Genomic DNA, 20,072 nt, shown 5'->3' with positions numbered 1-20,072 from the left:
GAGGTACTCGCGACGGTCAAAAACGAAAAAGTGGGTAGGCCATCTGGTCGATTTTGATCGACGGCCCGCTTTCAAAAACGGCGAAGGCTGAAGTCGGTGGGAAATACCGGGCTAATTCAGACCTTCCCTAAGGCATCGTTATAATTGGATCATGCCGCATCAATTCAATGACGGACTAGTACCTGCTGTGGCCAAAGAAAAAATTCGTCTCAGGCTTCAACACTGGCTGACCACAGCACGTTCTACACCTTTTATTTTTGCGCTATGCGCCGTGCTTGCCTTTATTGCCCAAGAGCATCGACAGATTGGGAGGGGTCGACTTAATTTCCCTAGTCAATATATGAATGTAGTAACGATCAATACCCACTTCCTTGTTAAGCAAACCCTCTATTATGTCCTGAAATTCTCGTAGACTGCTGGTAACAACCTTCATTACATAGTCAGAACCACCACCAGTCGCACTGCACTCCACAACCTCATCTATTTCCTGAATGCACTTCTCAAACAGCTCAAAATCAGATTTCTTATGTGCTTTTAGCGAAATCGTAACGACCACCTTTGTCAGCTCTATGAGTTTTCCGATGTTGATTTCGCCACGATAGCCTGTTATGAGGCCAGCTTTTTTCAGCCTGGTTAATCGAAGCCAGCAGGGTGTCGGCGAAAGATTAACCAACTCTGACAGCTTAGATTTACTGATTTGCCCATGCTGCTGCACAGCATTCAGAATACAGATATCGGTCCGATCCAGAGTGATTTCTTTCATGTCGTTTATCGTTCTTGAAATATGCCAATGTATACATCGATTTCGCCATGCGACATTGATGCAATCACTTTATCTCGCCGCCGCCAATATTGCGCACCTACTTAATCTTCCCCCAAGCATCACCTGACTAACGAAAAGCTCGACACCATCTCAATCCAGTTATTCATTCCGCCAGCCTTAGCAGAAAATACCAGCCGAGTTGGCTGAGCGTAATACTTAACAAGTAAACATCCCATATGGCTTTCCGCTGGGCGTACCGCCACTGCTCGCGACTAATAGTTGCCAAGCCAGTTACTTACTATCAGGAAACAACTCACGCATCTTGCAGAATAGCCTACTCCACCCGCCGTCCGAATGAGGTATTGGTAATACCTGGTTCAGCTTTCCCAACGACCTGAGCCTTTTGAACTCATTCTGCTGGCGCTTGATCACTACCTTGCTCGTCACACCCTGGCAATTGGCTTTAGGGTTCGGCCAACTCGGCCTCACGCCGCTCAATTCAGGACGGGTATGGCCTTGCGCTCGAACGCCTGACTTTCCTGATAGACTGTCGCGCCCTGCTGCATGATCCTGAACTGCGCGCTGTACCGCGCAGCTCAATCCGTGCGCTTGTGGAGAGCAATAGAGCCCATACCCTTGCTACGCAGCTGATTCCGCTTGCTCCGTTGTAGCAGTGCGCCATCAGTCACGAGCAAAAACCAGCGAAAACGGTAGCAGATGAGCAACGCAGAAGATCCCAAAAACCTAGCCAGAAAGCCAGACGCATCAAGGCTAGAGCTTAATAGGCGGTTTTCTGTCGCGCCGATGATGGATTGGACCGATATTCATAAAAAAACATTTTCAGTCAATAATTTACGCCACCAAACAGATAGCGATGTACCATTTTTGTAGCACCCGCCGCAAATACCTTCACCTATTGGCTGCAACATTCTGCCTTAGCCGGACCGAAACCCTCGCAATCAGTCACCTCGGCGAACCTAACCCCGCGTATTACAGCACAACAGTAGGTAGCCATCCCAGAAGCAGCCTAGCTGTGATCTCTCAGTAGGTTCATCCGGGGGGCATTCCCGAAAATCTGAAAGTGCAAACCAAGCCCTGCGGGTGAATAGCCGCGGCTGAACCTGCATAAAAATTTATGACTATCGGCGTTGAAGCTTAGGTTCACTCAGCCCGGAAACAACCAAGCGCCTGCTTCACATGGTTTACCCTACTCGCCACAACTTCGTGGCCCCATCTCTGTGTTACTCCTTGGATCTATCCGCACAGCAAGCGCTGCCGCATACGCTGATGCTCCTGAACCAACAGTCGCTGGCCGAAGGCCTCGCGCACTTGGCTACGCAGGTCGTCCGCTTCCCAGGGCTTGGTAATGAAGCGATAGATGACGCCTTCATTGATGGCCTTGAGGATATTGCGCACTTCGGTGGAGCCGCTCAGGACCATGCGGATGATTTCTGGATAGAGGATCCTGATTCGCCTCAGGATCTCCACTCCACTCATGTCGGGTAGGCGCAGGTCAGTCAGCACCACGTCCACCGGATGGGTCGCCAGCAGGCTCAGCGCTTCCATGCTGTTTCGAGCTACCAGTATCCGGTAGTTCTCCTGGCGCAGCTCACGCTCAAGGGCCCGGATGACCCCAGGTTCATCGTCAATCAGCAGCAGATAGCGCTGATCGCCATCGGCGAGTATGCCTGGCAGCTTCAGCTCTCTTCCTTCGTCGAGAAATTGCAGGCAGGCCTCGGGCGGCAGTGGCGGCGAGTAGTAGTAGCCCTGCAGTTCGTCACAGCCGGCCGTACGCAGGAAGCCCAGTTGCTCGGCGCTCTCGACCCCCTCGGCGATCACCTTTAAGCCCAGGTTGTGGCCAATGGAGATCATCGAGCGCACGAGCGAGGCGCTGTCCGGATCATGGTGTACATCACTGACGAAGCTGCGATCGATCTTCAGCTCGCTGAAGGGAAAGCGCTTTAGATAGCCCAGCGACGAATAACCGGTGCCGAAATCGTCGATCGCGAAACGAATACCCAGGGCGATCAGGGTGCGCATCCGGGCCAGCACCTCATCTGCGTTGGTCATCAGCATGGACTCGGTGACCTCCAGCTTGACCAGGGTCGGCGCGACCTCATGCTGGCGCAGGATAGCCTCGATGCGCTCGACGAACTCGGGCGCCATGAAGCTGATGGCGGAGAAGTTCACCGCGATGCTGCCGTTGAGCAGCAGGTACTTCCACTGCCGCAACTGCCGGCAGACGGCGTCGAAGACATGGAAATCGATGTCGACTATCAGCCCGGTTTCCTCGGCCAGGGGGATGAACTCGCCGGGCATCACCTTCTTGCCCTCATGACTCCAGCGCACCAATGCCTCGAAACCGCACAGGCGACCACTGTGCAGGTCCAGTTGCGGCTGGTAGACCACATTGAATTCGCCATGCTGCAGCGCTTGGCGTATTTCCCGCTCGAGCAGCAGGCGCCCCTGCATCTGCTCATTCATCTGCGGAGTGAAGGCGCAGATGCGGTTCCGTCCCTGGTGCTTGGCCTGGTACATCGCAGTATCGGCATGGCGCAACAGGGTGTCGAGATCCTCACCGTCCTCGGGGAAGCAGCAGAAGCCGATGCTGCAACCGACCACAACCTCCTGGCCATCGAGCACCAGCGGTTCGGCAAGGTTTCGCTTGAAGCGCTCCAGACTGCCGATGCTCTGGTTGAGCTGCCCCCCGTCGGCCAGCAGGATGACGAACTCGTCGCCGCCCAGGCGCGCCACGGTGTCGGTCTCCCGGACGCAGGCCTGCAGCCGCGCAGACATCTGCACCAACAACTGGTCGCCGGCGTTGTGGCCGAGGCTGTCGTTGACCACCTTGAAGTGGTCCAGATCGATGAAGGCCAGGGTAAAGCGGCCCTGCTTGCGGCCCGCAAAAGCGATGGCCTGCTGGATGCGGTCGTTGAGCAGGTTACGATTGGGCAAGCCGGTCAGGCCATCGTGGTTGGCCTGGTGCTCCAACTCTTCTTGGTAGCGCTTGGCCTCGGTGATGTCGTGGAGGATGCCGACGAAGTGACTGACCTTGCCGCGATCGTTCACCACCGGGGCGAGGCTGAACTCGTTCCAGAAGGCGGAGCCGTCTTTGCGGTAGTTGCGCAATACCACCCAGCTCTCCTCCTGAGTAGCCAACGCGCGACGGATGACCTCCAGCTCCGGCTGATCGCGATCCGTGCCCTGCAGGAATCGGCAATTGCGCCCGAGCACCTCCGCGCTACGGTAGCCGGTGATGCGTTCGAAAGCAGGGTTGACGTAGATGATCGGCTGGTCTTCACGCTGGTTGTCGGTGATCACGATGGCGTTGACGCTGGCCTCCATGGCCTGGGTGCGAATACGGATCTCCAGGTCGCGCTGGCGCTGCGCGCTGACGTCCTGGATTACCGCGATAGCGCCCTGCACCGCACCCTTCTCGTCTAGGTAGGGCACGGCCGAGTTGAGGGTGGACCTGTGACTACCGTCGGGTGCGCGGATATCGATCGCCTGGTTGCGCAGCGCCTGGCCCTCACGCACGGCCCGGGCCAGGGGCCAGTCACCGTCCTGCAACGGCTCGCCATCCTCGGCCCAGGTGCCCTGGTAATGTGCATAATCGGCCAACTCCGCCGGCTGCTGCCCAGCCCAGATCAAGCCGTTCTCCGGGTTGCTGAGAATCAGGCGGCCCTGACTGTCGGCCACTGACACACCGATCGGCAGGTTGTCGAGAATCTTGCGCAGCAGCGCCTCGCTCTGCGTCAGTGCCCGGGTACGCTGCTCCACGAGATGCTCCAGGCTTTCGAACAGACGCCCGCGCCCCAGGGCCATAGCCAACTGGCGACCGATGGAGGCCAGCGCGATGAGCGCATCCTCCGGCCAGGGTTGGCCCTGGCTGCGCACCACATTGAGCATGCCGATGGTCTCGCCACCGACTTGCAACGGGATGCAGGCATGGCTGCGCTCGGTCATCGGCGCCAGGGCCGGACAGCCGGCAATATTGCTTGGCGCGCTGAGCTGGTCGCTCAGCCAGGCGTGTCGGCAGGGACATTCCTGGACGCAGCTCGTCATCCTTTCCATATTGAACGGGCTGTTGCCGGCACGGCCGCGCGCACCGGCCACGCGCACCTCATCACCGGATTCGCCGGATTCGCTGAGCAGCAGCCAGGCTCCGATCGCGTTGGGGAACTCGAGAATGCGCCCCAGAGCAGCCTCGATGACGTGACGTTCGCTATGGGCGTCGCTCAAGCCACTGGTGAAATGGAACAGGCAGTTAAGCAGCGAGTTGCTGCGGGCCAGTTCGTCGTGCTTGGCGTGCAGCTCGTTATTGAGCCGTACGCCCTGCTCGTAGGTGGAGATCAGCAGGTCGAGGATCTGCTGACGACCGGCGGTGATGAAGTGACGCTCGCCCTCCAGCATCACCTCCATGCCCATCTGCACCCGCTCGTTGCTGCGCAGCTCGAGATTGACCATGAAATAACGGATACGCGACATCAGGAACTTCTCGTCGTAGGGCTTGACGATGAAGTTGTCGGCGCCGCACGCCAGGCCATGCACTACGTCCCGGGCGTCGGCAAGGCTGGTGACCAGGATCACTGGAATACTCGCCGTGCGCGGATCGCCCTTGAGCTGGCGGCACAGCTCATAGCCGTCCATCTCCGGCATGACGATATCGCTGATGACGATGGTCGGCAGTCTTTCGGCCAGGCAGACCAAGGCTTCCACGCCGTTGCGCGCGATGCGTGTCTGGCAACCGGCCGCCTCAAGCAGGAACTGCAGTTCGGTGGCCTGGGTCGGGCTGTCCTCGACGATGAGAATCTCAGCATCCGTGAACATGGTTACTCTCCTTTCGGCAGGGTATTGCAGGCAGCACTGCGCGAGGCAATGGTATTGAGCAAGGCGGCAATCGCCGCGGGGGGAAGCACCTGACGCGCCGCTTGCAAATTGATCGCCGCCAGCGGCATGGCGTCGATCAACGCGCTGGCGGGTTCCTGGGCAATGGTGAGTGCACCGGTTCGGTGCAGCTCGGCCAGGCCCTCGGCACCGTCCCGGCCCATGCCGGAAAGCTGGATGCCGATGGCCTCGCTGCGGAGTCGCTCGGCGACGCTGCGAAACAGATGGTCGGCCGATGGGCAGTACAGCTCGCTGTTGCGTGGCTGCAGGCGGACCCGCAGGTCGTTGCTAATCCCCATGTGACGGCCGTCCGGCGCAAGGTAGAGCGTGCCGGGCAGCAGCGCTTGGCCGTGCTCGGCGATATTCACCGGCAACTTGCAGGCGGTTACCAGCCAGTCGCGGAAACTGCCCAGAAAACCCACGGCAATATGCTGCGCCAGCAGCAGAGGCCAGGGTTGGTTCGCGGCCAGGCCCGCCAGCATCGACTTGAGCGCCGCTGGGCCACCGGCGGAGGCGGCGATGGCCACCAGCCGGGGCGAACCGGAGCTGACGGGCGCCTTGAACGGCGCGACCGCGTGCCCCCTGATGGTTCGCGGGCGCCGCACTATCTTCACTTCGGCCATGCGCCGCAGGGTCCTGAGCAACTCGGCGACGAGATGCTCGAAATTCTCCGCATCGGGGCCCACGGGCTTGTCCAGCACGGCCAGGGCGCCGGCTTCCAGCGCATGCATGGCGGTCGCCGCAGCATAGGCATCTGCGCTGGCGGTCACTATCACCACGGGCAACGCATGCCGCTCGAGGATGCACGCGGTGGCTTCGTAACCATCCATGCCCGGCATGTGCACATCCATGGTGATGATGTCCGGTTTATAGCCTTCCAGCAGGCGCAAGGCCTGCTCGCCGCTGCCGGCCTCGCGCACCTCGAATCCCTCACTCTCCAGCACCGTGCGCAGCAGCAGCCGCAGCACCGGCGAATCGTCGACAATCAGTACGCGCATGACAGCTCCCAATCAGATTAGACGACGAATCGCGTCGAGCAGGCTGTCCTGCTCGAAGCCGCTTTTCACCAGGTAGGCGCTGGCCCCGACCTCCAGGCCGCGGGCGCGGTCCTCGGCCGAGTGCAGCGCCGTCACCAGCACCACGGGCAGCTCGGCCAGCTCACGGTCGCCGCGAATCCGCGCGGTGAGGGTGAAGCCGTCCATGCGCGGCATCTCCACGTCCGACACCAGCAGGTCGAACGCGCCCTGCTTCAGGGCGTTCCAGGCCTCCAGCCCGTCATTCGCGGTGGCGACCTGGTAACCGGCCCCCTCCAGGATGGCCTTGAGCAGGCCGCGCGAGGTGAACGAGTCCTCGGCGATCAGCAGGCGCTGGGTCGTGGCGCCGGGCGCCTCGCCGTCGCGGCGCTGCAGGCTGCCGGCGCCGACGTTCAGGGCGTTGCGGTACAGATCGCCCGGATGCAGGATGGGCACCAGCTGGCCGTCGCCGAGCAGGGTCGCGCCCAGCAGGTTGCGCACCCGCAGCAGCTGCTTGCCGAGGTTCTTCACGGTGATCTCCTGATCACCGAGCAGCTCGTCGACCAACAGCACGAAGGGCTCGCCGTGCACCTTGAGCAGCAGCAGGGTCAGCTCGTCGTCGCTGCCCGCCGAGCCGCCCAGGCCCAGCACGTCGGCCAGGGCCCAGACCGGCAAAACGCGTCCCTCGAGGGCCAGGGAGGGGCGGTTTTCCAGGTTCTTCAGCGCACCGGCCGGCAGGCGCAGGCAACGCTCGACCGCCAGTGCCGGTATGGCGAAGGTGCGTTCGGCGTTGCGCACGATCACCGCGCGGAAGGTCGACAGGCTCAGCGGCAGGTGCAGGTGGAAGCAGGTGCCCCGGCCTGGCCTGGACTGCAGCTCGATGCGCCCACCCAGGCGCTCGACCACCTCCTGGACGATGGCCATGCCCAGGCCGCGCCCGGACAGGTCGGTGATCAGCGCGCTGGTCGACAGCCCGGAGCGAAAGATCAGCCGCTGGCTTTCCGCCTCGCTCAGTGTCTCGGCCTGTTCCGGGGTGAGCAACCCGGCGGCGACGGCCTTGGCCTTGAGCGAAGCCGCCGAGATGCCGCCGCCGTCGTCCCGCACGCGCAGTTCGAAGCGATCCGCCGACTCCTGCAGCAATTCCACCTGAATCAGCCCGACCGCCGGCTTGCCGCTGGCCTCGCGCCGCTGGGGCGACTCCAAGCCGTGGTCGACGGCGTTGCGCAGCAGGTGGGTGAGCACCGTGCGCAGTTCGTCGAGGATGCGCTTGTCGACCTGCAGGTCGGTGCCGCGTACCTGCAGCTCGACGCGCTTGCCGGACTGGCTGGCCAGGTCCTGGACCATGGCCGGCAGGCCCTCCACCAGCGTTCTGCCGGCCAGCAGCAGCACCGCCTGCAGCTCGCCGACCTGGGCCTCGGACAGCTGGCTCAGGCCTTGCGCCAGGTGCTGCCCGGCCTTGGCCAGGTGGATCGCCTCGAAGTGCAGCTGATCGAGCTGGGCCTGGCTCCAGTTCAGGTAGTCGAGCACGCCTTTGAGGGCGTCGCGGCTGGCCAGCGGCAGCTCGTCGAGCTGGGCGTGCAGGCGCTTCAGGTTGCCGGCACCGAGCAGGCGCTTGCCGCGCTGCGGCTCGAAGGCGGCGGCGTGTTCGCGCAGGCGGCGGGCATGGGCCTGGGCCTCGAGCTTGAGCTGCAACAGGCTCTCGCTGTGGAACAGCAGGTTGTCCAGGCGCCGCGCCGAAACCCTCACCATTCCCGGCTCCTGCGGCTGCGCCACGGCGGCTGGGACAGCCGCCGGCAGGCTGACCGCCTCGCCTCGCGCGGCGCTTTCCAGCTGCTCGCACAGCTGTTCTGATTCATCGGAAGCCAACGCCTGGCCGGCGTGCAAATGCTGTACGGCACGCAAGGCATGCCGGCTGAGCTCGACGCGTTCGGCGGTCATTTCCAGCAGGTTCGCCCGGGCCGCGCCGAGCAGGCTCTCCCAGGCATGGCAGAGCCGCTCGATGGGCGCCAGGCCCACGGCCCTCGCGGCGCCTTTGAGGCTGTGCACCTCGCGGAACAGCGATTCGATGGAGTCGCCGCTGGCCCCCGCCTGGCGCCAGTTGGCCAGGGTGTCGGCGAGCACGGCCAGGCGTTCTCCGGCCTCGATCCGGAAGCTGTCGAGCAAGCGCTCCTGCAGCGCCTTGCGATCCAGGCTCATGGGCGGCTCACAGCTTGAACTGGGCCGCCAGGCCCTGGAGCTTGAGACCCAGCGCATGTAGGTTGCGGGTGGCCTGGTCCATCTGCCGGGTGCCGCTGACGTTGCTCTGGCTGGCCTCGCGAATACTGCTCATGGCGTTGGCCACCTGGTCCATGCCGAGCATCTGCTGCTGGCTGGTGGCGGCGATCTGCAAGGCCACCTCGCTGGACTCGACGATGCTGCTGTCCAGCGCGCGGATCGCCTCGCCGCTGCTCTGTGCCCGCTCGTAGCCGGACTCCACCGTCTTGCTGCCCTGCTCGGCCAGCAGCACCGCCTTGGTCATGGCCTTCTGGATTTCGCCGAGTATGCCGCGTACCTGGGCGGTGGCCTGCTTGGACTGGTCGGCCAGGGCCTTGACCTCCTGGGCCACCACCGAGAAGCCCTTGCCGGTCTCGCCGGCGCGCATCGCCTCGATCGAGGCGTTGACCCCGAGCAGGTTGGACTGTTCGGCCAGGTTGCTGACCGAGGCGACGATCTCGCCGATGGTCTGGCTCTGTTCGCCCAGGCGCATGATACTTTCCGCCACCGCCTGCATCTGCTCGCGGATCAGGCCCATGCCCTTGAGCGCCTCCTCCACCGCCTGGCGGCCGCCCTGGGCCACCTGGCGGGTACGCGCGGTGCTGTCGGCCACCGACTGCGCCTTGCTGCTGGCCAGCACCGCGGTCTGCTTGACCTCGTCCACTGTGGTGACGATCTCGCTGATGGCGGTGGCGGTTTCCTGGGTGTTGGTGGCGACCTGGCTGGTGGCTGCCAGCACCTCCTCGCTGGAGGAGGCCAGCACCGCAATGCCTTCGTTGAGTTCGCCGACCAGGTTGCGCAGGTTCGCCAGCATGGTGGCGAAGGCGGTGCCCAGCACATCCTGGTCGGACACCGGCTGGCTGTCTTGGCCGAGGTGGCCCTGGGCCAGGCCCTCGGCCTTGGCGGCCAGGGCCAGCAGGTACTGGCTCATCTGGCTGAAGGCCAGGGCCAGGCGGCCAACCTCGTCACGACGGGTTTCGCTGCGCAGCTCCCGGGGGATTTCGCCACGGCTGATGCGCTCGGCCATCAGGGTCAGCTGCGCCAGGGGCTGGGCGATATGCCGGCTGAGCTGCCAGGCCATGACGACGCCGAGTAGCAAGACGAGCAGGCCTGTTGCCAGCTGCTCAAGCCGTTGGCGCTCGACCGTCTCCTCGGACTGGAGCAAGGCCTGCCGCACATTGTCCTCGGTCAGTTCGGCCAAATGCTGCCCGAGCTGGTTGATCCGTTCCATCCGCTCGAACTGGATGCCCAGCGCCAGCTCGGCCGCCTGCTCCACGTTACCCTGGCGGATCAGCGGGATCAGCTGCTGGTCGCGGGTCTCCACGAAGGCATTGCGCACTCCGATCAGTTGCTCGAGCAGCGCGCGCGACTCGCGTTCATCGCCCAGGCCGGCCTGCAGTTCGTCGAACAGACGGTCATTGGCCCGTGACAATGCCTCGATCCTGCTCTCGCTCTGGTGCAGTTTCTCCCCTGGCCCGTTGGCCATCGCCTGCAGCAACTCGGCGCGCTGGGCGCTGATATTGACCCGCAGCTCCTTGACCTGGGACACCCGCTCGAAGCTGTGCTTAAACGCCTTGGCCTCGCTCTCCTGGACAGTGGCGAAACGCTGCAGCGAACTGACCAGCAAGACCCCGAAGGCGATGAAAAGCAGGGTGAATGTAAGCACCAGTTTGGTGCCGATCCGTAGGTTGGCGATACGTCCCAGCATGCTCGTTTCTCCTGATCCCCCGGACAAACCCGGGGGGAAAATCAAATAACCGCGTTGGTGGTCGGACTCAAAGGCTGAAGCGGCTCGCCAGCCCCTGCAGCTTGAGTCCCAGTTGATGCAGGTTGCGCGCCGCCAGGTCGACCTGACGGGTACCGCCGACGTTGTCCTGGCTGGCCTGGCGGATACTGGCCATGGCCGTGACGATCTGGTCCATGCCGACCAGCTGTTGCTGGCTGGTGGCGGCGATCTGCAGCGCCACCTCGCTGGACGTTTCGATGTTGCTGCTCAGGGTGCGAATCGCATCGCCACTTGACTGGGCGCGCGCATAGCCACTCTCCACGCTCTTGCTGCCCTGCTCGGCCAGCAGCACCGCCCTGGTCATGGCCTTCTGGATCTCGCCGAGGATTCTGCGCACCTGGGCGGTGGCCTGCTTGGACTGGTCGGCCAGCGCCTTGACCTCCTGGGCCACCACCGAGAAGCCCCTGCCCGCCTCGCCGGCCTTCATCGCCTCGATCGAGGCGTTGACCCCGAGCAGGTTGGACTGCTCGGCCAGTTCGCCCACCGAGGCGACGATCTCGCCGATGGTCTGGCTCTGTTCGCCCAGGGTCATGATGCTTTCCGCCACCGCCTGCATCTGCTCGCGGATCTGCCCCATGCCCTTGAGCGACTCCTCCACCGCCTCACGGCCGTTCAGCGCCACCTGGCGGGTGCGCTCGGTGCTCTCGGCCACCGTCTGTGACTTGCTGCCGGCCAGCACCGCGGTCTGCTTGACCTCTTCCACCGTGGTGACGATTTCGCTGATGGCGGTGGCGGTCTCCTGGGTGCTGGTGGCCACCTGGCTGGTGGCGGCGAGGATCTCCTCGCTGGACGACGCCAGCACCGAGATGCCCTCGTTCATCTCCTGCACCAGTTCGCGCAGGTACTGGCTCATGTCGACGAACGCCTGGGACAGGCGCCCCACTTCATCCTGACGGGCGCTGGCGACGATGCCCTGGGGAATCTCGCCACGGCCGATGCGCTCGGCCCAGCCGGTCAGGCGCGCCAGTGGCCTGGCGATATGGCGGCTGAGCAGCCAGGCCAGCACGACACTGAAACCGACCAGCAGCAGGCTCAGGTCGAAGACGCGCTCGCGCTGCACTTCAAGCGCCTGGCGCGAACGTTTCACGGCCGCCGCGACGCGCTGGTCGGTGAGTGCGGACAGCTGTACGCCGAGATCATGAACCCGCTGCATGCGCTCAAGCTGCACGCCCATGCTCAACAGCCGCGCCTGCTCGTAGGCGCCGGCACGGATCAGCGCCAGCTGCTCGGCACGGGTATTGGCCAAGGTCTCACGGACCACCAGCAGCTCGTCGAACAGCTCGGCGAACGCCTGATCGCCTCCGGCAGCCTGCTGCAGCCGCTTGACCAGGCGGTCGTTGATCGCGCTGCGCTGGCGGAGGCCCTCTTCTATGCCCCGCAGATCGGCCGGCGTCTGCTCGATGATCGTCTGCATCAGGTCGGTGCGCAGGGCCGCGAGATTCAGACGCAGCTCCTTGACGTCGGAGACCCGCCCATAGTGCTCCTGGAACCGTTGCTGCTCGATGTTCTGCAGGCTGGCGAAACGCTCCAGGCTGCCGAACAATAGAGTGCCAAAGCCGAGGATCAGCGCGGCGAAGGCGGCGACCAGCTTGCCGCCGATCCCCAGGTTGAAGGCTCGGGTCATCACACTTTGCATCGCCACTAATCCTCGTCCATCACGCGTAAATCGGGGTCGCCCAGCAGCCGCTCGCCGTCCAGTACCGTGCACTGTTCCGCGGTGACCCCCAGCAGGTAGGCGGCGCGCACCCCGGTCAGGTTGGCCAGCTCGGCCTGCAGCCCGTCGCGGCGAATCCGCGTGATGCCCAGAACCCGGTCGATCAGCAACGCGAACTCCATCTCGGGGCCGCGTAGAATCATCAGGAAGTTTTTGTCGGAAAGAGTGTTCATCGGCAGCTCGAACAGCACCCGCAGATCGAACAGCGAGACGATACGGCCACGCACGTTGACGATGCCCAGCACGTAGGGCGGAGTGCCCGGCAACGGGGTGAAGTGGGGCAGCGGCAGCACCTCGGCGACATGCGCGCTTTCGATGGCGTAAAGCTCGCCACTGATATTGAAAGACAACACCTCCAGCCAGCCATCGACTTGCTCCGGCTCTATCGTCTGCGCCCATTGCCGGGTGCGCTCGAGCAGGCGCGCATCGCGCTCCTCAGCATCCACGCCGAAGCCGGCGGCCAGGCGCAGCTCGCACTGGGCCAGGCGCTGATGAATCTGGCCCCAGCGCGGGTCATCGTTCACAGGCTCGGACATCTAGTCGAGTCCTCCATTAGTTGATCGCACAGGCGCAGCAGCTGCGCACTGCTGAGGCCGTCGCCGAGGGGAACCAGGGCCTGGCTGTCCTGGCTCAGGAGCAGTTGCCGGCAGACCTGCAAGGCCTTCTGGCTGGCGCGTGGCTGGCCGTCGGCGCGCAGCAGGCGAGCGCACAGGAAGTAGCCGAGGATGAATTCGGGCTGCAGATACAAGGCCCTGTGCAGCGCCATCAGGGCCTGGCGGTGGTCGCCGTGCTGTTGCGCCAGCAGGGCTTGCAACCAGTAGGCCGATATCGAGGTTGCGTCCAGCGCGAGTGAGCGCTGCAGCCACTCCCCTGCCGGTTCGAACTGCTGCTGATCGGCCCAGCTGCGCGCCATGGCCAGGCAGGCCTGGTGCTGCTGCGCGCGGCTCGGGCCGGCACAGTTCAGGTAGGCCGTTAGCGCCTCGCGGGCCTCTTCATGCTGACCCGCCGCCTGGGCCTGGGTGGCCTGCCGCCAGAGGCGTTCAGCCTTGGCCTCGGCGCTTTGCGCGGCGCGCGGCGGCTCGGCGCGCGGCGCAGCAACGAGTGAACGCGGATTCTGGGTTGGAAGGGAAACCACCGGGGCGGACAGGCTGGCGCGCGGCGCTGAAGCCAGCGCTGCGCGGTTTGCCGAAGCCGGGCTGTTCGCCCAGGGCGACTGCCGCGTCCTGGCGGCCAGCGCGTAATTACAGCCGGCCCAGCGGCCCTGCAGGCCGGCCTGGGTCGCCAGCCCGGCCTCCACGGCGCTCAGCAGCAGCACGCCATCGCCACTCAGGCTGCCAAGCAGACGCCGCAGCGCCGCCTGCGCCCGCCCCGGGGTGAAATACATCAGCACGTTGCGGCACAGGATCACATCGGCGTCCGCCAGGGCGGGGGCCAAGGCGGCGTCGGCGAGGTTGTACTGGACGAAGCGGATGCGCTCGCGCCATGCCGCACGCACTCGCCACAGACGCCCCTCGGCCTGGAAGTAGCGCGTGCGGAAGTCATCCTCGCTGCTGCGAAAGGCGTTGCGCCCATAGAGCCCCTGCTCGGCGCGGGCGAGAAAACCTGCGTTGATATCGCTGGCAACCAGTTCCACCGTCCACTGCCCACGCTCGCTGCCGAGCAGTTCGTCGACCAGGAACAGCAGGCCGTAGGCCTCCTCCCCGGTACAGCAGCCGGCGCTCCACAGGCGCAGGTGGCGTCGACCCTCGCGCCGCCGACGCTCAAGCAATGGCGTCAGGTGCTGGCTGGCGAGCCATTCGAAGGCCTCGGCGTCGCGACGAAAATAGGTTTCGCCGACAGTGAAGGCGGCGATCAGCGACTGTACCTGGCCGGCATCCCAATCGGCGAACGCCAGTTCCTGCAGCCATCTGTCGAAATCCGCTACCTCCCGCTCCAGGGCCAGCAGTTGCAGGCGGCGCAGCAGGTCCGCCTGCCGCGCGCCGGAATAGTCCGCACCCAGATGGCGCAAGACCTTCTGGCTCAGCGCCGCCAGCAGGCGCGGGGAAACGCTCGCCTCAGTGCGCAACATCGTGCGAGTCCTCCCGGCTGGCGAGCAGCTCCACCAACTGTGCCTCGTCGCTATCGCTGAGCAGCTGCTCGACATCCTGGATCAGCAACAGTCCCTCGGCGCTGCGCACCACCCCGCGCAGCAGGATGGAGGGCACCCGCGGGTCCGGGGCGGCGGTGAAGTCGTCGCTCGCGAAGGCCCTCACGACCTCCACATGCTCCACCGGCAATAACAGTTCGCGCTTGCTGCTGCGCAGCCAGATGAAGGGTTGCCACAGGTCGAGGGCGGGCGCGCTCCAGCCAAAGCGCCGGGCCAGATCCACCACGGGGAGCAGCCGGCCGCGGACGTTGGCCAAACCACAGATCGACTCCGGCGCACCCGGCAAGGGGGTACTGCGCAGTGCCGGCAGCACGCGCACCACCTGGTCGAGGACCACGGCCAAGCGTTGGCCGGACAAGCGGAACGGCAACACCAAGTTATCTTTCACAAGCCAGCCCTTGCCACCAGCAATTGGAGGTCGAATCGCTTTAAGGAACAAATATCCATAAATAAGTTGTGGTATTTATCGAGTGCTGGCTGCCAGTTCTTTGATCCAGCAAACTTGAACGGCCTCCACGCGAGAAACAAGCACAAGCTGGCTTGATGAAATACGTTTAACACAGTTAGATCACAAGAATAGATTAGTCAGTCTGCAGCGGGGATCAAATAACTCGCGAGGGATAACGCCCAGCAACTTCAAGTTTGTCCGCGCACCATTAGAGGTCACATACCCTGTTTGCGGCCGATGGCCACTGCGCTTGCAAAAACCGTGGTTATCAACCTGCAGGCAATTTCAAGTGATTCTTGAAGTACCGGGCCTATTCCGCAGTTGAGCTCGTCACACCCCAGTCCCCTGCATGCCATGCAAGAGGAATCCGGCCGTGCCGAACTGGCCCTTTGCAAAGGGCCAGTTCGGCGTAGCTTCAGAGTCTTGATCTTATTATTGAGGGGCGAGTGGGCGTACATCCGGCGCAGCCAATACGTGGCCTAATGTAGACCCCATACACGCCAGAAGGCTGACATTTTATAACAATCAAAGTCAACAAAACGAACGTGCCAGAATATATCTATACAGCTATGTAAGTTCAGAAAAACAGTCCCGCGAAGCCAGGTTAATTGATTGCTTAATCAATAATAAGCGAGGCCCACTCTGGCCAATAACACCACGTGCTTCTGCCGACCTGAATGACACGCGAAGCCCGTCCTTGACGCTTGCATGCGCTCATGGAGAACACCCCGCAATAACCTGGCACCGAAGCGCAATCGAGACAGTTTGATGGCAGCGTTGCCGGAGCCTGGCAGCGACTCATGCTCCGGCCGAACAGCGCAGGAGGGCCAAGGAGCGCTCGGATCGACCGGCGCCCGCTGCATTGCCCCGACCAAACCCGACGAGCGGCATTAGTCATGATCGGCCCGCATGGGCGTCACCAGCCGCGGGCGATGCAGGCCAACGGCCATGACGATGAATGATCAACTGGAGCAGCGGCCAAGTTAAGCGCCGGTCGAACCTGTAAAACTTCCCGCGGAGAGATTGCAGGCAACTTACTTCGCCGTTTAAGTGAACTACAATCAGGCCACCGCCCGCGCGAATGCAATGGCGACGCAGCCGACGACCATCTAGCTGCGCCCCAGATAACGCCGATCGTCCCCGAGCCGTTCAATCAATCGCTCGAGAAAGAATTCGATTCGACCGCTGAGTCCTGATGGCAGGGGCCAGCATTCGACCCCGCTCAGTGAGTCTTCGGTAGGCATGTCCACAAGTCGAATGGGGAAATGCCTCATAGACCGCACGCTGCCGCTGCACTGACTTGCGCACGACATCCTCGAAGGGCACTGTGCCGAGGTAACGCAGGGAAACGTTGAGGAACCTGTCGGCAAATTGCTCCAGCTTCTTGAAAACCATCAGCCCCTCGTAGGCACTGCGAGCCATGTTGACCAGCACCTGAAAGCGGTCTACGCCATATTCGCAGCTGAGCTACCTGATCAGCGCACAGGCAGAAGCGATAGCGGGAGGCTCATCATTGGCCACTATCAACACCTCGCGTGCGGCACGCACGAAATCGAGCGACGTTTGACCCAGGCCCCCAGCCGTATCGACGCTCAGGTAGTCCAGGCTATCGCCGAGCTCACTGACGGCATGGATTATCTCGGCATGCTGCTGGGTGGAAAGCTGGCACATATGAGACTGGCCGGATGCCGCCGGCACCACGCGCACTCCACTGGGGTGCTGCAGAATCACATCGCTTACCGTGCACTGACCGCTGATCACATCGGCCAGATGTGCGCCCGGCGATCAAACCCAGCGCAACATCGACATTGCCCATGGCCAGGTCGGCGTCCAACAGGACGACCTGCCGCCCCAGCCCGGCCAACGCCAGCGCCAGGTTTACCGAGACACTGGTCTTGCCTACTCCGGATTTTCCGCTGGTGACCGCAATGACTTGCACAGCCCCCATCTTCAAGCTCATCAAGACCCCTCTCTCCAACCGGAGATACACTGCGCGGCCCGTGTGCTACCCTCACTGGAAACTCGGCACTAGCCGAGCAGTTCAATTCTCTGCACCAGACAATACCCACGATTGCGGACCGATCGAAACAGCCCCACACCGCCGGAAACTTTCTTGAATTTGCCCTGCAATCTGCTGATGCACATAACCAGCCCCGTGTAATTACCGGAATCCCTATTCAGGCAGGCAAGAATGTCGACCTTGTTAAGCACGCGCTGCTCACTGGCCACGAAGTCCTTCAAGATCAGCGCCTCTGACGCCGTCAGTGCTATTTTCTTGCATTCTCCCAATAGCACGCGTCGCTCACAATCCAGCATCCAGGCACCATTACCCTCATCTGCCGGGCGCGCGGCAAGCTGTTCAACTGCCGCACGCCCAATAGCCATATCCCCCATAACGGTAACACCCCACACCAAGCTAGTGCCCGCAAAAAGCCCGCAAGCCCGTCTACGCACACTGGGAACAGAAACCAAGCCATCTTCCTTTCGCAAGAAGACGCACACCCCCATTAAGTTGAAAAGCATGCTTTACTCAGCAGCTCTTTTTAAGCAGAAAGTTAAATGCTGTCAGCCCCCACAATAACCAACCGGCTTGAAAGTCGGTAGCCATATCCGCGGATACTTTGGATGGCATCACTCCCCAATAATTTTTTGGTTTTCGCGCGCAGCCTGCTTATGAATTTTTCCAGCGCGCGCTGGTCGTAACCTTCAGAGCTCCACTCCAACAAGTCGGCTATTTCTTCCCGACTTGCAATACGCCCCGGCGCCCGACTTAGCGCACTGAGCGCCCTCAACTCAAAGTACGAAAGCTGAATTTTCTCTTGCTCAGTCCACAGGCACAGCTGGCGCAGATCAAGAACCGGTACATTCCCACTGCCACTGCCACTGTCGCCAACAAGCCTCGCAAAAGCATCAGCCATCTCTGCGGCGCTCGCAGGCAAAACAAGGCAAGTATCGACACCCGCGAGATAGAGTCGCACCCTTGTATCAACAGCTGGCTTCTTCACCAGCGCGATAATAAGTACATCGGGGTCCTGGTCCCGAATGCCGCTGATTATCTCGATACTTCTCTTGAACTCCGCCGCCTTGACCTCAACGACCGTCGCCCTATAGCGTTCAAGGGCACTAGGCGACACACTAAAATCAAATATCCTGACCGTCTCGACAGGAAATAGCGTGGTATATAACGCTGGGCAAAGCCGTTCGGCCATCATCGGGCACTGCGGGTTACCCCAGACGGCTACTGCTGCCCTTCCTTCTGCGGCCTTACCATCCATATTCTTTCCGCATCCAAAAATGTGACGTACTTTTATATTTTAGTGCATCGAATACTGGAAGCGCCTGACGTTTTATAACAATTGAGCTCTTAACCTCTGCCAAACCTAGACGATAGTACCTATTAGAACACCCAGATGACCGCCATATAATTTCACCGTTTTCTGTCGAGCCTAGAAGCGCTGCAGCGCTCAAAATTTGGCGCTAGCACCCAAGCATTACGGATATTTACCGACATTATAAGAACAGCGCTTGAGCAGTTATGAGCGCGCGAAATAGGTGTTACTTATGGTGCTACTTATACTGAATACTTGCCCGATCAGTGCCCCCCTCGCTCTACCTCCTAGATTGCCGCACACCACTCAAAGAGCGCTGATCCTCATACGCCGGCCAGCACTTGAGCAGCAGCGGAACACAGGCGAGCGACAGCAGTGCCGTGCCACCAAAGACCATGAAGTAAGCATCCCGCCCCAGCGACGGCGCCAGCGGCGCAAAGAAGAACAGAATATGCGCCGTGGTGACGATGATCGCCACATTGAAGAAGGCAAGCTCCTTAGCCACGGACGTGCTAAAATTGGCATCCATCATGCGCAACAGCAGCAAGCCAGTCCCGGTCGAACCACAGCAACAGCCAAAAGCGCTGATCGCCCTCTCCGGCCCCAGGGGCCCACTGAGACGCCCGAGAAGCAGACAGCCAGCCAGTGTCGCCACGGTGATGGCACCAGCGACCAGCAGGATCGGCGCGCACAGCGCATAGAGCACCGCGAACTTGATGCTCATCAGGGTGCCGACCACCATGAAATCCACCGACGAGCCGGTGATGCGCTTCAGCGTCTCATCGTCGACGCGCTCCGCGAGCCCGCAGCGATCGATGACCAGGCGCATCAGCACACAGACGGCCAGCCCGTGCAGAAAGAACAGGTTGAAGTTGCACAGCACCGAGAGGTCGAGGCCGAAGGGCGCGAAGCTTGCGACATGCCCTTGCAGAAAGTTCAGCCACACATAGGTGATCATATAGGCGATGGCCAGCAGCCCGAGATGGTAGGCAAGCGAGTCCAGGCTCGCGGGATGCGTAACCATATGACCGCTCACCGGCTTTGCGGCGCCGCGGTAGAAGCCAAACGCGAAGTCGGCATCCTCGGCCGGCGCCCGATTGGTGTTGAGGCCGCGACCGATAAAGCGCTTCGTCAGCGGCACGCCAATCGCAAAGGTCACCAGAAAACCGAGCGAGGCGTAGATCATACCGACCTGGGCGGCATCCTTGATCCCATGATCCGCCTCCCAGGCCGCACCATAGGTCAGCGCCTGCCCCGGACCTTGGGTGAAGCCATGGGTGACGATGGCACCGAGCCACTCGCTAAGACCGGCGCCGGTAACGGCGTCGTAACCGGCCATGAGCGAGTAGCCGATCACCCCTTGCAGACCAAGACTGGCGGTCCAGATCAGGGTCAGCCAAAGCCCACCCCGCACCACGCTCCCGCTGGCCAATGAGCGATCTTTGCTCTTGCCGATCAGGCACAGGGACATGAAGCTGAGGGTGAAGAAGTGGAAGGCCAGGTCCGTGAAATCATCGGGCTGAAAGCCCGGCAGCAGTTCGGCCGACAACAGCGTGAAACCCAGCAGACCACCGACAATGCTGGCGGGCAGCAGCATGTTGCGCAGAAACGCGATGCGGCTGCGCAGGACACCGCCAAGGAGCAGCATGCTGGCTAGCAGGGCAAAGGCAATGACGCCATGAAACGTACTTCCCACAATCAAATCATCCGCATCAAGTGGCAAGCTGGCGCCA

12 protein-coding genes and 1 pseudogene are annotated in these 20,072 nt (G+C 62.2%); all 13 read right to left on the bottom strand.

All coding sequences use genetic code 11. The annotated features are described in order from the left end of the window. Positions 1–262: 262 nt before the first annotated feature. The gene (locus AB5S05_RS20580; protein ID WP_369289391.1) at positions 263–763 is read right to left on the bottom strand and encodes an Lrp/AsnC family transcriptional regulator; all 501 of its coding nucleotides are present in this window, start codon (positions 761–763) and stop codon (positions 263–265) included. 1,254 nt (positions 764–2,017) lie between these two features. Beyond that, complete coding sequence (locus AB5S05_RS20575) at positions 2,018–5,593, bottom strand: EAL domain-containing protein (protein ID WP_369289390.1); 3,576 nt, start codon at positions 5,591–5,593, stop codon at positions 2,018–2,020. A 2-nt stretch (positions 5,594–5,595) separates the two neighbouring features. Beyond that, complete coding sequence (locus tag AB5S05_RS20570; protein ID WP_369289389.1) at positions 5,596–6,648, bottom strand: chemotaxis protein CheB; 1,053 nt, start codon at positions 6,646–6,648, stop codon at positions 5,596–5,598. A gap of 12 nt (positions 6,649–6,660) precedes the next feature. After that, positions 6,661–8,859: a hybrid sensor histidine kinase/response regulator gene (locus AB5S05_RS20565; protein ID WP_369289388.1), complete on the bottom strand. Its 2,199-nt coding sequence runs from the start codon at positions 8,857–8,859 to the stop codon at positions 6,661–6,663. 7 nt (positions 8,860–8,866) lie between these two features. Further along, positions 8,867–10,624 (bottom strand): methyl-accepting chemotaxis protein, encoded by a 1,758-nt coding sequence (locus AB5S05_RS20560; RefSeq protein ID WP_369289387.1) that lies wholly within the window; start codon positions 10,622–10,624, stop codon positions 8,867–8,869. Between the two features lie 67 nt (positions 10,625–10,691). Beyond that, the gene (locus tag AB5S05_RS20555; protein WP_369289386.1) at positions 10,692–12,338 is read right to left on the bottom strand and encodes a methyl-accepting chemotaxis protein; all 1,647 of its coding nucleotides are present in this window, start codon (positions 12,336–12,338) and stop codon (positions 10,692–10,694) included. 5 nt (positions 12,339–12,343) lie between these two features. Further along, a complete protein-coding gene (locus AB5S05_RS20550; protein ID WP_369289385.1) occupies positions 12,344–12,952 on the bottom strand; it encodes a chemotaxis protein CheW in 609 nt (202 codons plus the stop codon). Then, positions 12,937–14,484: a CheR family methyltransferase gene (locus tag AB5S05_RS20545; protein ID WP_369289384.1), complete on the bottom strand. Its 1,548-nt coding sequence runs from the start codon at positions 14,482–14,484 to the stop codon at positions 12,937–12,939. Before AB5S05_RS20545 ends, AB5S05_RS20550 begins: the two co-directional genes overlap by 16 nt. Continuing rightward, positions 14,471–14,950 (bottom strand): chemotaxis protein CheW, encoded by a 480-nt coding sequence (locus AB5S05_RS20540; RefSeq protein WP_369289383.1) that lies wholly within the window; start codon positions 14,948–14,950, stop codon positions 14,471–14,473. The genes AB5S05_RS20545 and AB5S05_RS20540 overlap by 14 nt, the downstream gene beginning before the upstream one ends. Positions 14,951–16,119: 1,169 nt before the next feature. Beyond that, a pseudogene (locus AB5S05_RS20535) lies at positions 16,120–16,958 on the bottom strand (MinD/ParA family protein). An 80-nt stretch (positions 16,959–17,038) separates the two neighbouring features. Beyond that, a complete protein-coding gene (locus tag AB5S05_RS20530; protein ID WP_369289382.1) occupies positions 17,039–17,533 on the bottom strand; it encodes a winged helix-turn-helix domain-containing protein in 495 nt (164 codons plus the stop codon). Between the two features lie 32 nt (positions 17,534–17,565). Continuing rightward, positions 17,566–18,285 (bottom strand): response regulator transcription factor, encoded by a 720-nt coding sequence (locus AB5S05_RS20525; protein WP_369289381.1) that lies wholly within the window; start codon positions 18,283–18,285, stop codon positions 17,566–17,568. Positions 18,286–18,619: 334 nt separating this feature from the next. Continuing rightward, the gene (locus AB5S05_RS20520; RefSeq protein WP_369289380.1) at positions 18,620–20,062 is read right to left on the bottom strand and encodes a sodium/glutamate symporter; all 1,443 of its coding nucleotides are present in this window, start codon (positions 20,060–20,062) and stop codon (positions 18,620–18,622) included. Positions 20,063–20,072 lie beyond the last annotated feature (10 nt).

The organism is Pseudomonas zhanjiangensis (genome assembly GCF_041027545.1).
GTDB classification, from domain to species: domain Bacteria; phylum Pseudomonadota; class Gammaproteobacteria; order Pseudomonadales; family Pseudomonadaceae; genus Aquipseudomonas; species Aquipseudomonas zhanjiangensis.
Note: the sequence above shows the minus strand (reverse complement) of the source record. Positions and strands in the feature narration are given on the sequence as shown.